This window comes from Winogradskyella sp. HaHa_3_26, assembly GCF_019278425.1.
In the GTDB taxonomy this organism is placed as follows: Bacteria; Bacteroidota; Bacteroidia; order Flavobacteriales; family Flavobacteriaceae; genus Winogradskyella; species Winogradskyella undariae.
On record NZ_CP058981.1, the window covers coordinates 1011716 to 1024840 of the forward strand.

Below are 13125 nucleotides of genomic sequence, written 5' to 3' on the forward strand. Positions count from 1 at the left end.
ATGGAAAACATACAAGCCATAAAACAACGTTTCGGCATTATAGGAAACGACCAAAAACTTAATCGCGCAATAGAAAAAGCGATACAAGTATCTCCTACTGACATTTCCGTACTTGTTACTGGAGAAAGTGGTGTGGGTAAGGAAAGTATTCCTAAAATAATTCATCAATTATCACATAGAAAACACGGTAAATATATTGCTGTTAACTGTGGTGCTATACCAGAAGGTACAATTGATAGTGAATTATTTGGGCATGAAAAAGGAGCTTTTACAGGTGCCACATCTACCCGATCTGGTTATTTTGAAGTTGCCGATGAAGGAACTATTTTTTTAGATGAAGTTGGAGAACTTCCATTAACAACACAAGTGCGTTTACTACGTGTTTTAGAAAATGGCGAATTTATAAAAGTAGGTTCTAGTAAGGTTCAAAAAACAAATGTTAGAATTGTAGCAGCTACAAACGTTAATATGTTTGAAGCCATAAAAAAAGAAAAATTTAGAGAAGATCTATATTATAGACTAAGTACTGTTGAAATCAATTTACCACCACTAAGGGATCGTAAAGAAGATATTCATTTATTGTTTAGAAAATTTGCTAGCGACTTTGCTCTTAAATATAAAATGCCAACTGTAAAGTTAACAGACGAAGCAGTTGTTTCACTTTTAAAATATCGCTGGAATGGTAATATTCGTCAATTACGAAATGTAGCCGAGCAAGTTTCTGTTTTAGAACAAAACCGGACCATTAATGGTGTTACACTTCAAAATTATTTACCAAATAACAACAATAACCTACCCGCTGTAGTTAATAACTCAAAATCTGAAAGCGACTTTAGTAGTGAGCGAGAAATTTTGTATAAAGTTTTATTTGACATGAAGAGTGATCTTAATGATCTAAAAAAACTCACCATGGAACTCATGAAAAAAGGAAGTGATACTGATGTCCAAAAAGAAAACGAGCATTTAATTCAGAAAATTTACGGTGAGGAAAAAGATGAAGAATTTGAAGCAGCTGTTGAAGATTTAGAAGTTTTATCAATACCAGAACATACACATACAGACAGATCTGAAGAAACTATTTCAAGTTTTGAGGACAAATACGATTTTGCTGAAGAAATTGAAGAAGAGGAAACATTATCCTTGCACGATAAAGAGCTAGAGTTAATTAAAAAATCTTTAGAACGCCACAGCGGAAAACGTAAATTAGCAGCTGCTGAGTTAGGCATAAGTGAACGAACTCTTTATAGAAAAATTAAACAATTTGATCTTTAAGATAAGTTTACAATCTTAATAACACTAAAAAAATCTTAATTCAGTTTAATATAAAGTTGATTTAAGAAACAATAAAATTCTTAAGCATATATCTCTAAAAGATTAAATACATAAAGCATGAATACTTTCAAATACATTATAATAACTGCCATTTGCCTTGCATGCATTAGCTGTAAAGTCAACTATTCATTTACAGGAATAACAGACACACCAGAATCATTTCAAGTCAATTTCTTTCAGAATACCGCAGATATTATAGAGCCTGGTTTAGACCAATTATTCACTAATTCACTTCAAGAGTATATATTAAATCAAACAAGTGCAGGTTTGGTATCATCAGGTGGCGAGGTTATATATGAAGGTGAAATTGTAGAATATCGTATTTCTCCAATGACAGCTACAGCAGATAACACAGCTGCCCAAAACAGACTTACTATCAGCGTTAATGTACGTTATATAAACACTAAAGATGAAGAGAAAGATTTTGAACGCAGATTTTCATTCTATTATGATTATCCTGCAGCAGACCAACTTTCAGGTAGCATAAAAGCTACAGCTTTTGATGAAATATTAGAACGATTAACTCAAGATATTCTTAATGCTTCTTTAGCAGATTGGTAATATTATGCAGCTTCAAGAACTTACATATCTATTACAGCACCCAGAAGCCGTTACAGCATCTCAAACCGAGGTACTTGCTTCGGCAATTAAAGAACACCCTTATTTTCAACCTTTAAGAGCATTATATCTCAAAGGTTTAAAGCAAAAAGAAAGTTATAAGTACAATAACACTTTAAAAACAACAGCTGCACACACCACAGATCGTAGCATTTTATTTGATTATATTACATCTGAAGTTTTTAATCAGAATGCAATATCAGAACAGATTAAGAAAAATATTGAAGACATTAAGTCGGTTGAAGTCAACACTATTGAAGATATTTCGGTTCATAAAAGTGTAACTATAGATGATGTTTTAAAAGAACAAATTAAAGCAACCGAAGGTGTTTTAGACCCTAATTTATTTGAAGTAAAACCAATGCCTCCAATAAAATTAGAAGTTAAAACAGGAAGTATTGAAGATTCAATCATCACTAAGAATGTTAAAAATAACACTCTAGAAAAAGAACTCAACATTGGTAAGCCCTTAGAGTTTGATAAATCTGAAAATCATTCTTTTTCTCAATGGTTAAAAATTACAAGTTTTAAACCCATTGTACGTGAAGAAGCAGAAACAAAAGTAGAGAATGAACCTAAAAATGAAGAGTTAAAACAAAAAACACAGACTCCTCTACAAAATAAATTAGCCATTATAGACAAATTTATAAGTGATAATCCTAAGATTAAACCAGTGTCTAAAAATGCTCCAAAACCCAAACTAGTTAACAATGACAGCGACATTTCAGACAGTTTAATGACTGAAACTTTAGCTCGGATTTATTTAGAACAAAAGAACTATGATAAGGCAATTCAATCTTACAAAATTTTAAGTTTGAAATATCCAGAAAAAAGTAGTTTCTTTGCACACCAAATAAAATTGGTAAAAGAATTAAAAGATAATAATACAATATAAAGATGAGTGCATTTACAATATTCCTAGTCCTAATCGTAATCGTTGCCTTTTTACTTATCGTAGTAATTATGGTACAAAACCCTAAAGGTGGAGGATTATCATCATCATTTGGTGGTGGTGGAACTCAACAATTAGGTGGTGTAAAGAAAACAGGTGACTTTTTAGATAAAAGTACATGGTTTTTAGCTACAGCATTAATTGTTTTAATCTTAACATCTAATTTAACTATCGGATCTGGTGGTGGAACTGAATCTAAAGCATACGATGCAGATGAAGCTACAGAAATGCCTGTAACACCAACTGCACCAGTAACAAACGATACTACTGCAGAATAACTAAAACGTTACTCTTCAAAAAATATTTAGCCAACTTATTTAAGTTGGCTTTTTTTATGCCCACAAATTTCGGCAGACGTATCTGAAACTTTGTCAGATATTCTCTATTGGCATAATTTTCGAATATTATTAATTACAAATAAAATAATTAACTAAAAAACATATAGTAATGAGTTTAAACATTAAACCTTTAGCAGATCGCGTTCTTGTAGAACCTATGCAAGCTGAAACAAAAACAGCTTCAGGTATCATTATTCCAGATAATGCAAAAGAAAAACCACAAAAAGGGACTGTTGTTGCTGTTGGAAATGGTAAAAAAGACGAACCTTTAACGGTAAAAGTTGGAGATACTGTACTTTACGGAAAATATGGAGGAACTGACCTTAAATTAGAAGGAACAGACTATTTAATGATGCGTGAGAGCGATATTTTAGCAATTATTTAATTGCAGAATCTCAAAAAGCATAATTAAATTCTCTAATTAAAAATAAATTGATTTCTGCAATAGTAGAAATTACAAATAAAATAAATTATGGCAAAAGATATAAAATTTGATATTGAAGCACGCGACGGTTTAAAACGTGGTGTTGATGCTTTAGCAAATGCAGTAAAAGTAACTTTAGGCCCAAAAGGTCGTAATGTAATTATCGGAAAATCATTTGGTGCACCACAAGTCACTAAAGATGGTGTTTCTGTAGCGAAAGAAATTGAGCTTGAAAACGAGCTTGAAAACATGGGAGCGCAAATGGTAAAAGAAGTTGCTTCTAAAACTAATGATTTAGCTGGTGATGGTACAACTACTGCTACCGTTTTAGCACAAGCTATTGTTAAGGAAGGACTTAAAAATGTTGCTGCTGGTGCAAATCCAATGGATTTAAAACGTGGTATTGACAAAGCTGTTGAGGCTATCATTAAAGATTTAGAAAAACAAGCTGTAAAAGTTGGTAGTGATTCTGATAAAATTAAACAAGTTGCTGCAATTTCTGCAAACAACGATGATACTATCGGTGATTTAATCGCTAAGGCTTTTGGTAAAGTTGGTAAAGAAGGTGTTATCACTGTTGAAGAAGCTAAAGGAATGGAAACTTACGTTGACGTTGTGGAAGGTATGCAGTTTGACAGAGGTTACTTATCTCCTTACTTCGTTACAGATTCTGATAAAATGATTGCTGATTTAGAAAATCCATACATTTTATTATTCGACAAAAAGATTTCTAACTTACAAGAAATTCTTCCAATATTAGAACCTGTAGCACAATCTGGTCGTCCATTATTAATCATCGCAGAAGATGTAGAAGGACAAGCCTTAGCAACTTTAGTAGTAAACAAATTACGTGGTGGATTAAAAATAGCAGCGGTTAAAGCTCCTGGTTTTGGTGACAGACGTAAAGCAATGTTAGAAGATATCGCTATCTTAACAGGTGGTGTTGTTATCTCTGAAGAAAGAGGTTTTTCTTTAGAAAATGCAGATCTTTCTATGTTAGGTACAGCAGAAACAGTAACAATCGACAAAGACAATACAACAATTGTTAATGGAGAAGGTAAAGCTGAAGATATTAAGGCTCGTGTGAACCAGATTAAAGCTCAGATTGAAACGACGACTTCTGATTACGATAAAGAAAAACTTCAAGAACGTTTAGCTAAATTAGCTGGTGGAGTTGCTGTACTTTATGTTGGTGCTGCATCTGAAGTTGAAATGAAAGAAAAGAAAGATCGTGTTGATGATGCTTTACATGCTACTCGTGCTGCAGTAGAAGAAGGTATTGTTGCTGGTGGTGGTGTTGCTTTAGTACGCGCTAAACAAGTTTTAGAAAAGATTTCAACTGAAAACTTAGACGAAACTACAGGTGTACAAATCGTAAACAAAGCAATTGAAGCTCCATTACGTACTATTGTAGAAAATGCTGGTGGTGAAGGTTCTGTTGTTATAAATAAAGTATTAGAAGGTAAAAAAGATTTTGGATACGATGCTAAATCTGAAACTTACGTAGACATGCTTAAAGCAGGTATCATTGACCCTAAGAAAGTAACTCGTATTGCTTTAGAAAATGCAGCTTCAGTAGCTGGTATGATCTTAACTACAGAATGTGCTTTAATAGATATTAAAGAAGATGCACCTGCAATGCCAATGGGCGGAGGCGGAATGCCAGGCATGATGTAAACTTAACACTTATTATAAATAATTGACTTTGGACAATTATAATTTAAAGCCTTTGATGAAAATCAGAGGCTTTATTATATTTGTCCTTTTTTAAACACTAATAAATATTATGACTGAAGTAATAAATAAGATCACAATTTTATGTTTATTCTCATTAGTATCCTTATCGCTCTTTTCTCAAACTGATTCTACCTCAACAATTTCTAAAACAGGTAAAGCTTGGAACAATTTAAAGTACGATGCTAAAATAACAGCCAAAGGTATTGGGCATTCTTTTACGAGACCTTTAAGCTGGAAAGGTAAAGATTTTGCTACATTAGGTGGTGTGGTTGCTGGTACCAGTTTATTATATTTAAGTGATAAAGAAGCTAATCGTATTTTTTATAAACAAGGCGTTGGTGCTCCACAAGTCTTAAAAGACTTTGGTTGGTACTTTGGGAGTCCACAAAACTTCTTTATGGTTTCTACAGGTATTTATGGCTTTGGTCTATTAACAGATAATGAAAAAGTAAGAAAAACTGGTGTATTAATCTTTTCGTCTGCAATTACTACAGGAATTATTCAATCTATTTCTAAAACGGTTGTTGGTAGAGCAAGACCAAACAGTGGTGACTATAATGAGTTTGAACCATTCAGTAACAAACCTGGTTTTCATTCATTTCCATCTGGACATAGTGTTTTATCATTTACCATGGCACACTCTATAGCCAAACAATTTAGTAATATTTGGGTTAAATCTGGTATTTATGCTATTGGTTCTATCGCTCCTATTTCAAGATTATGGGAAGAAGCACATTGGTTAAGTGATGTTGGTTTAGGTATGGCTATAAGTGTAATCGTTGTAGATAGTATTGATAATTTCATGACTGGAAATAATTCTTATTCAGACTCGAAACCAAAAACTGTAAGCTGGCGTATTAGCGCAGGCATGAGTACTATTGGCGTTGTTGGTACTTTTTAAATCTATATATTCAATTAAAAAAACTAAATGTTTTATTGATAATTTCTAATTCAGAATATAAATTAATGAAAATATTGAGATAAAAATCCATAAGGAAGAAGCTAAAATAATTGGTTTAACTCCTGAGGATTTTAAATCTTTCACTGAAATTGTAGCCCCTACAAGAAACAACGTAGCAATTAATAAACGTTTAGACATTGTAACAATAAAACTTGTTGCTAGTTCAGGTAAAATATGATAACTATTTATTATAATAGCTCCGATAAACAGAATAATAAAGTAAGGGATTTTAATTTTTTCTCCTTTCGTTTTAAAAAGGAACATTGAAAAAATTGATAATGGAATAATCCATAAAGTTCGCGATAACTTTACTGTTGTTGCTATTCTTAGAGCTTCATCACCGTAACCTATTGCAGCGCCTACTACAGAACTGGTGTCATGTATAGCAACGGCACACCATAACCCAAATTGCTCTTGCGTTAAGTTTAATAAATGTCCCAACGCAGGAAAAACAAATAAAGCTATAGAGTTTAATAGAAATACAATTCCTAAAGCAATACTAATCGTTTTACTTTTCGCCTTAATAACCGGTGAAATTGCAGCTATAGCACTACCTCCGCAGATAGCGGTTCCTGAAGTAATAAGGTGACCCAATTTTAAATCTACTTTTAATATTCTTGTAAGAGACAAACCTAACCCTACGGTTAAGAAGATTGAAAATGCCGTTAACCCTAAACCTTCTTTACTTGTTTCTAGTGTTTCTTTAAGTAACATTCCAAAACCTAAACCTACTACAGAAATTTTCAGCAGATAATTTATCGCTTTGTGACTAAAAGATTGAAATGGATTATTAAAAATCAAGGTAAATACAAACCCTAAAACTAATGCCGTAGGACTATTTAACCATCCTAAAAGGGCAGATACAATTAATAGGGCGTAAATTATTTTTGAAAAAGAAGTTTTCATATCTTTTATTATTTGATACAAAAGTAACTTTAAGAAATAACTATTAAGGACATTAATTTGTTATCACAAATAACTAAAAGTTATAGTTGTTTCTAATGAAATTTTCAAAAAACAGAATATTACTCGATTGATACCCTGTTCGCTTCACAAAGTAAAACCAACGTTCTATACTTAGATCTGTAATGTCTATTATTTTTAATTTATTATGCAGTAGATCATTATTAATAGCACTGACTGAAAGCAATGCGTAATGATCTGAGTGGTATAAATAATTTTTTATAGCTTCTGTACTACTTAGAGAAACAACAGTATTCAACGTTTTTATGCCGTTTTGTTTTAAAAACTCTTCAATTACAGCTTTTGTACCCGATCCTTTTTCGCGCTCTATTAAAGGAATTGTTTGTAATGTTTCAATATCAATACTTCCTTTTTTAAATGTATTATTATTCACATTGGTTACTAAAACAATTTCATCTTTTATAAATTTTTCAAAATGCAATTTAGAATTGTTAGTTCGGCCTTCAGTAATACCAAAATCAATATCCTCATTCAATAATAAATCTTCTATATGAGATGAATTGTCGCTAATGATCTCAAATTTAGTCTGAGGAAACTGAACTCTAAACTTAGCAATCACTTTTGGTATAATATAGTTTGAAAGCGTTGTACTAACTCCGAAGCTTACAAAATCTGGGAATATCTCTTTCTTATGAAGAAATTGTTCTTCCATTTCAGAATAGATGGCTAATATTTTATTGACATATAACAGAAACGACTTTCCTTCTTCTGTAAGCTCTATTGAATTGCGTTTTCTTACAAAAAAGGTTGTTTTATATTCTTCTTCTAAATTCTTTATGGACTTTGAAACCGCAGGTTGAGAAATAAATAATTGCTCCGCTGCCTGGGTAAAACTCAAATGTTTAGCTACAATTTTGAATATGTGTAATTTAGTTTTCATAAGCGATATTCAACTTTTAATAAATGAGTATTTCAAAGGTATTGTTTAGTAACAACACTGCATAAAAAAGCCCGAATTTAAAATTCAGGCTTTTTTAAAATTATTGATTTTATTCTATTACTCGTCTTTATGGTCGTCAATTACCACTTCATCACGATAGCGACAACAAGGGTGAACAGAGTTATATTGTTCTTTTGTTGCTTTTATTTCTTTGGTATCATGACCAACTGAAGCAACTTGCTTGGAAATCGTCTCTAAATCTGTTTTACGCGCATCGTAAATTAATTTTAACTCATGTGTTTTAATAGTCCAAACTGCAGACTTTACACCTTTTGTTCTTATCGCTGCTTTTTCGATACGTTCTTTACACATCCCGCAAACACCATCTACTTCAATACTTGCTTTTGCATTTTTATCTTGAGCAAATGCTATTGTTGTTAATAATAGCGAAAAGATTAAAATTACTTTTTTCATATTGTTTTGTTTTTTGTTAGTCCTGAGAAGACAGGAAACTAGTTCTTTTTAAATTGATTTTTTATTTATAAACTTTTTCTGCAATCACAGAGATATACTAATTCATTCTAAATCGCAACCCTGCGTAATACATACTTCCATAAATTGGACCATACACAAAATTACTATCAAAATTAGAGCCAAATGGATTATCTGCACTTATAACAGGATTATCTTGTCTTACGTTTGTTACATTTTCTCCACCTAAATATAATTCAAACTGAGGAGAAAACACCTTAGTAACTTGCAAATTAAGAGTTCCTATTGTTGGTGTTTTATCTGATACTTGGTATTGAGAAGGACTTAAATCTGTACTAGAAAAACGCTGTGCACTTAACCAATTAAAAGTCGTATCAAACTTCCAATGTGCACCATTTGTTTTAACCTCTGTTTCGTAAGACGCATTAGCAAACACACGATGCTTTGGTATTAATGGTTTTTCTAATTCACCTGAGTTATAATCTGTTTTAATATCATAGAACTTATATGCGGTCCGTATGTCAAAACCTTTAAACACATTATAATTAAATTCAAATTGAAAGCTATTAGCGTAACTATCTCCATCTAAATTATAGAAATTAACTTCATAAGGATTTTCCCAATCTACAACCACTTGATTCTGAAAATCTGTTCTGTAAAAATCGAAAGTAACATCTGCTTTTCTATCAAATAAATTGAAGCCTTGCAAATAACTTATACCGTAATTCCATGCGATTTCTGGATCTAGTCCATAAATTTCACCACCAGAGCTTAATATATTAATCTGCCTAGAGCTTGAAAACATATTTTGGTTTTCAGCAAAAATATTAGCACTTCGTTTCCCTCTTCCTATAGACGCTCTCAAAGCTGATTTTTCCCAAGGTGTATAACGAACATGTAAACGCGGCGTTACAAAAAAGCCTAATTTATTATGCTGATCTACCCTTACTCCTGCCGTCATGGTTAGCTTATCTAAATTATCGTAAGCATATTCAAAAAAACCACCAACTGAGTTTTCTGTTCGTTCGTAAGCAGTTGTGTTTACCAATTCATCATAATGATCGTATGTAAAGCTTACACCCGTTTTCACTTTATGGCGCGAATCTGAAATAATGGTATTGTAAACTATATTAGAATAAAAGCTATTATGCTGAATATCATATAAGTTTAACCCAAAATAAGAATCTTGTTTATGATGACTAAAAGCGGTTTGAAAACCAATACTTTGGTAAGGAATTTCAGGGTTTACATACCCTAATTTTGTTGTAACCTCAAAACGTTCAGTATCTATTTCACTTCCCCAAAAGTTAGTCGTTCCTTTATCTGTTTCAGGATCAAAATCAACTTGTCCGGCTTGTTTTTCGTCATTTAAGTATCTTAAATTAATAAAACTTACCAATCCTTTTTCGGGATTAGTATACTGCCAACGGTTCATTACATTTATCTGATTATAGATGGGCATATCCATAAATCCATCATCATTTACATCATGTTTTTCTTGATGTGTGTTACCGTGTAAGTACAAACCTGTACTCCACTTATCCGATACCTTTGTATTGAAATGTGTATTTAATTCTAATCGTTCACTAGATGCTCCATAAAGATTTACAAACAATTTATCATCTGTAGTTGGCTTTACTAATTCAGCATTAATCTGGCCTGCAATACTTTCAAAACCGTTAACCACACTTCCTGTTCCTTTTGTAATTTGAATACTTTCTACCCAAGTACCAGGAATAAAACTTAGCCCATAAGCTTGAGAAGCACCTCTAATTGCAGGAATGTTTTCGGTAGCAATTAATATATAAGGTGATGTTAATCCTAACATTTTAATTTGTCGTGTCCCAGAAACGGCATCTGCAAAATTAACATCAATAGAAGGATTGGTTTCAAAACTCTCTGCAAGATTACAACAAGCTGCTTTTAATAATTCGTCACTCGTTACGGTAAATGTATTTGTAGCTTGTAAATAAGATTTACGTGTAGCTTGTTTACGAGATGAAATTTCTACAGCATCTAATTCTTCACTTGCCTGAAGTACGTGTCTAATGTTTTTATTTTCATTTATAGTAATCGTATCGGTTTTAAAACCAACATAACTTATAACTAATTTGTTATAAGAAAACTTATAGGGTAACGAAAATGTTCCGTCCTCTGCTGTGATAGCTCCAATAGACGAATCTAACCAATATACATTGGCGCCAGGTAGCGGCATTTCTTTTGTACTACTTGTTTCTAATATAGTACCTGTTAATTGTTCTTGTGCAATTGCCACGTAAGACAATAACACAAAACTTATAATAAAATATGTTTTTTTCATTTATTTGATATGTATGTATAACTAATAGCACATAAGTATGTGCCTCCTTTTTTAAGGGTTATACACTATCAAATAAGGTAAGTTTCATCTAAAACATATATGTCTTTGATGAGTTTGGGTGGTGAATAGTTTTTATGAGGAATTACAGCATTAGGTAACTCTTCAAAAAGATTAATGTAAGAATAACTATAAGCTATAAGCACTAGCTTTTGTACATCATGAAAGTCGTCAAATGATTTTGTAACTAATTTATTGACACCTTTAATAACTTCTTTCTCATTTTTACAGCATGATTTTTCTACCATGCCATCTTGATCCATCTTCATATCTTGCATTCCACATATTTCAGCTTCTGAAAATATGGCTACATCGATTAAAGTATCTCCACAGAAATGCTTCTCAATCGTTAATGACAACGTTGAAAACAATACCAAAAATGATAAAGCAATTGAAAAAATTTTATGTGTGTTTGAAAATTTCACAGTGTAAAATTACAAAATTCTTGAATACAATATAATCAAATATTAGAGTATTAACGATTCTGTCTGTAATAATAAAATGCTGGCAACAATAAAATAACACCTAAAGGTTGAATTAAAAAGCGTCTGATATTAAAAAACAAATAGTAATCTTCTTGGCGTGGATTAATAACAAAGTATAAAAAAGGAATTAGAAATAACACATAAGCAACGGTATATATTAAAACTGAAAATTTAATAATACTAGCATCTCTAAAAATAACAAATAAAATACCTAAAGAAATAATTGTATTCAATAAAAAACGAAATGTTGTAGACAAAACAAGTTTTGCTATTTCTCGTCTTGGACTATCTAAATACAAATAATCGTTTTCAAAAAAAGTTAAGTACGGATCGTAAAATAACACATCTTCAAAAGCTCTGATTAATACTAAGAGTAAAACTAGAATTCCGACTAATAATAGTTTTAAAAAATTACTCATCTCTTTTTTTATTATTTGAAAATCGATTTACCCAAATCATCCAAAGTAAAAAAATTGCTCCATAAATAAGCATTGGAAATATTACAGTATGTAAAATATCTCGCCTCCAAGGATAGTGATACAATCCTATAGATAAAATTATGATCCTTATGAGATTGAAAGCATATATCATGATGCTTCCGGCTAAACCAAATAATATAGTTGTTTTTAATTTTCCTGAAAAAGCAATAATAAAAGATAAAAACAATATAATAACACTTACACCATTACATCCTTCAATGATTCTTGCTATATATTTCCCATTGATTATAACTTTCATTGAAGGTTCGTCAGGATGTGGTAAAACCTGAGAATCGTAGCCTATGGTATTCATTACAGAATTAGTTTGCTCAGCAACTAAATTTGTTAAATAATCTGGATAGTACCTACTACCATCAGATATATTTAAATACAAATTATATCCGACAATCAAGACGCCATAGACAAGTAAAAACTTGACTATAAACCGAATAACTGACTTATATTTCCTTAAAAGTGCTTTCAAAATTACCCTGTTATTAGTTTGGTGATAAATTTATAAAAACGGTAATTTAAAATAGTGTATTTTAGATACTTTTGCAAAAAGTTTTTATTTAATTAAACATTCATCAATTTTACTATGACATTTCAAAACTTAAAATCAGAAGTTAAATCAATTATTTCTCAAGAAAACCTTAGTGTTGATCAACGTTTATTAAAAATCTGTGAAGCTCTAGAATCCAACATAAGCTATTACAATTGGGTTGGCTTTTACTTTAAAAATGGAAATAAAGACGAATTAAAGTTAGGACCTTACGTTGGTGAACCTACAGATCACGTTATAATTCCATTTGGAAAAGGGATTTGCGGCCAAGTTGCTATAAGTAATCAAAATTTTGTAGTTCCAGATGTCGCTGCTCAAAATAATTACATTGCTTGCAGCATTAGTGTAAAAGCAGAGATTGTTATCCCAATTTTTGTAAAAGGTGAAAATGTTGGACAAATAGATATTGACTCTAGCACTCCAGATCCTTTTACTGAGGCTGATGAACGCTTTTTAGAATATGTTTGTAAGAAGGTTGCTTCTTTATTATAAACCTTTACTAAA

The 13125-nt window shown here is 31.5% G+C and carries 15 protein-coding genes; 8 read left to right on the top strand and 7 right to left on the bottom strand.

Going from position 1 to position 13125, the window contains the following annotated elements; genetic code table 11:
• The 7 genes from H0I32_RS04425 to H0I32_RS04455 all read left to right on the top strand — a co-directional run bounded on the left by H0I32_RS04425 (nucleotide 1) and on the right by H0I32_RS04455 (nucleotide 6302).
• On the top strand, nucleotides 1-1272 hold the full coding sequence (locus H0I32_RS04425; protein WP_173587356.1) for a sigma 54-interacting transcriptional regulator: 1272 nt from the start codon (nucleotides 1-3) through the stop codon (nucleotides 1270-1272).
• A gap of 117 nt (nucleotides 1273-1389) precedes the next feature.
• Nucleotides 1390-1893 carry an LptE family protein gene (locus H0I32_RS04430; RefSeq protein WP_179312894.1) on the top strand — a complete coding sequence of 168 codons (504 nt, stop codon included), beginning with the start codon at nucleotides 1390-1392 and terminating at the stop codon, nucleotides 1891-1893.
• Between the two features lie 4 nt (nucleotides 1894-1897).
• Complete coding sequence (locus H0I32_RS04435; RefSeq protein ID WP_179312893.1) at nucleotides 1898-2845, top strand: tetratricopeptide repeat protein; 948 nt, start codon at nucleotides 1898-1900, stop codon at nucleotides 2843-2845.
• Nucleotides 2846-2847: 2 nt separating this feature from the next.
• Nucleotides 2848-3180 carry a preprotein translocase subunit SecG gene (gene secG / locus H0I32_RS04440; protein ID WP_173587353.1) on the top strand — a complete coding sequence of 111 codons (333 nt, stop codon included), beginning with the start codon at nucleotides 2848-2850 and terminating at the stop codon, nucleotides 3178-3180.
• Between the two features lie 169 nt (nucleotides 3181-3349).
• Entirely contained in the window at nucleotides 3350-3625 is a 276-nt protein-coding gene (gene groES / locus H0I32_RS04445; RefSeq protein ID WP_173587352.1) for a co-chaperone GroES, read from the top strand.
• Nucleotides 3626-3712: 87 nt separating this feature from the next.
• Nucleotides 3713-5341 (top strand): chaperonin GroEL, encoded by a 1629-nt coding sequence (gene groL / locus H0I32_RS04450; protein WP_173587351.1) that lies wholly within the window; start codon nucleotides 3713-3715, stop codon nucleotides 5339-5341.
• A gap of 109 nt (nucleotides 5342-5450) precedes the next feature.
• Nucleotides 5451-6302: a phosphatase PAP2 family protein gene (locus tag H0I32_RS04455; protein WP_173587350.1), complete on the top strand. Its 852-nt coding sequence runs from the start codon at nucleotides 5451-5453 to the stop codon at nucleotides 6300-6302.
• A 45-nt stretch (nucleotides 6303-6347) separates the two neighbouring features.
• Here the strand turns inward: H0I32_RS04455 and H0I32_RS04460 are convergent, their stop codons facing one another.
• From H0I32_RS04460 to xrtF, 7 genes are all read right to left on the bottom strand, one after another.
• Nucleotides 6348-7268 (bottom strand): YeiH family protein, encoded by a 921-nt coding sequence (locus tag H0I32_RS04460; protein ID WP_179312892.1) that lies wholly within the window; start codon nucleotides 7266-7268, stop codon nucleotides 6348-6350.
• Nucleotides 7269-7341: 73 nt separating this feature from the next.
• Complete coding sequence (locus H0I32_RS04465; protein WP_179312891.1) at nucleotides 7342-8226, bottom strand: LysR family transcriptional regulator; 885 nt, start codon at nucleotides 8224-8226, stop codon at nucleotides 7342-7344.
• Between the two features lie 117 nt (nucleotides 8227-8343).
• Nucleotides 8344-8700, bottom strand: coding sequence for a heavy-metal-associated domain-containing protein (locus tag H0I32_RS04470; protein WP_179312890.1), 357 nt, complete (start codon nucleotides 8698-8700; stop codon nucleotides 8344-8346).
• Nucleotides 8701-8797: 97 nt separating this feature from the next.
• Nucleotides 8798-11038 (bottom strand): TonB-dependent receptor domain-containing protein, encoded by a 2241-nt coding sequence (locus tag H0I32_RS04475; RefSeq protein ID WP_173587346.1) that lies wholly within the window; start codon nucleotides 11036-11038, stop codon nucleotides 8798-8800.
• A gap of 68 nt (nucleotides 11039-11106) precedes the next feature.
• Nucleotides 11107-11520 (bottom strand): HYC_CC_PP family protein, encoded by a 414-nt coding sequence (locus tag H0I32_RS04480; RefSeq protein WP_173587345.1) that lies wholly within the window; start codon nucleotides 11518-11520, stop codon nucleotides 11107-11109.
• A 50-nt stretch (nucleotides 11521-11570) separates the two neighbouring features.
• Nucleotides 11571-11999: an exosortase F system-associated membrane protein gene (locus H0I32_RS04485; protein ID WP_179312889.1), complete on the bottom strand. Its 429-nt coding sequence runs from the start codon at nucleotides 11997-11999 to the stop codon at nucleotides 11571-11573.
• Nucleotides 11992-12543, bottom strand: a complete 552-nt coding sequence (gene xrtF, locus H0I32_RS04490) for an exosortase family protein XrtF (RefSeq protein WP_179312888.1) — start codon at nucleotides 12541-12543, stop codon at nucleotides 11992-11994. Before xrtF ends, H0I32_RS04485 begins: the two co-directional genes overlap by 8 nt.
• A 114-nt stretch (nucleotides 12544-12657) precedes the next feature.
• On the opposite strand from xrtF, the gene H0I32_RS04495 reads away from it, so the two are divergent.
• Nucleotides 12658-13113 (top strand): GAF domain-containing protein, encoded by a 456-nt coding sequence (locus tag H0I32_RS04495; protein ID WP_173587342.1) that lies wholly within the window; start codon nucleotides 12658-12660, stop codon nucleotides 13111-13113.
• Nucleotides 13114-13125: the final 12 nt, after the last annotated feature.

What these genes read in the sequence shown, in the direction of transcription:
- H0I32_RS04425 (WP_173587356.1), top strand. Translation starts at nt 1, where the DNA reads ATGGAAAACATACAAGCCATAAAACAACGTTTCGGCATTATAGGAAAC.
- H0I32_RS04430 (WP_179312894.1), top strand. Translation starts at nt 1,390, where the DNA reads ATGAATACTTTCAAATACATTATAATAACTGCCATTTGCCTTGCATGC.
- H0I32_RS04435 (WP_179312893.1), top strand. Translation starts at nt 1,898, where the DNA reads ATGCAGCTTCAAGAACTTACATATCTATTACAGCACCCAGAAGCCGTT.
- secG (WP_173587353.1), top strand. Translation starts at nt 2,848, where the DNA reads ATGAGTGCATTTACAATATTCCTAGTCCTAATCGTAATCGTTGCCTTT.
- groES (WP_173587352.1), top strand. Translation starts at nt 3,350, where the DNA reads ATGAGTTTAAACATTAAACCTTTAGCAGATCGCGTTCTTGTAGAACCT.
- groL (WP_173587351.1), top strand. Translation starts at nt 3,713, where the DNA reads ATGGCAAAAGATATAAAATTTGATATTGAAGCACGCGACGGTTTAAAA.
- H0I32_RS04455 (WP_173587350.1), top strand. Translation starts at nt 5,451, where the DNA reads ATGACTGAAGTAATAAATAAGATCACAATTTTATGTTTATTCTCATTA.
- H0I32_RS04460 (WP_179312892.1), bottom strand. Translation starts at nt 7,268, where the DNA reads ATGAAAACTTCTTTTTCAAAAATAATTTACGCCCTATTAATTGTATCT.
- H0I32_RS04465 (WP_179312891.1), bottom strand. Translation starts at nt 8,226, where the DNA reads ATGAAAACTAAATTACACATATTCAAAATTGTAGCTAAACATTTGAGT.
- H0I32_RS04470 (WP_179312890.1), bottom strand. Translation starts at nt 8,700, where the DNA reads ATGAAAAAAGTAATTTTAATCTTTTCGCTATTATTAACAACAATAGCA.
- H0I32_RS04475 (WP_173587346.1), bottom strand. Translation starts at nt 11,038, where the DNA reads ATGAAAAAAACATATTTTATTATAAGTTTTGTGTTATTGTCTTACGTG.
- H0I32_RS04485 (WP_179312889.1), bottom strand. Translation starts at nt 11,999, where the DNA reads ATGAGTAATTTTTTAAAACTATTATTAGTCGGAATTCTAGTTTTACTC.
- H0I32_RS04495 (WP_173587342.1), top strand. Translation starts at nt 12,658, where the DNA reads ATGACATTTCAAAACTTAAAATCAGAAGTTAAATCAATTATTTCTCAA.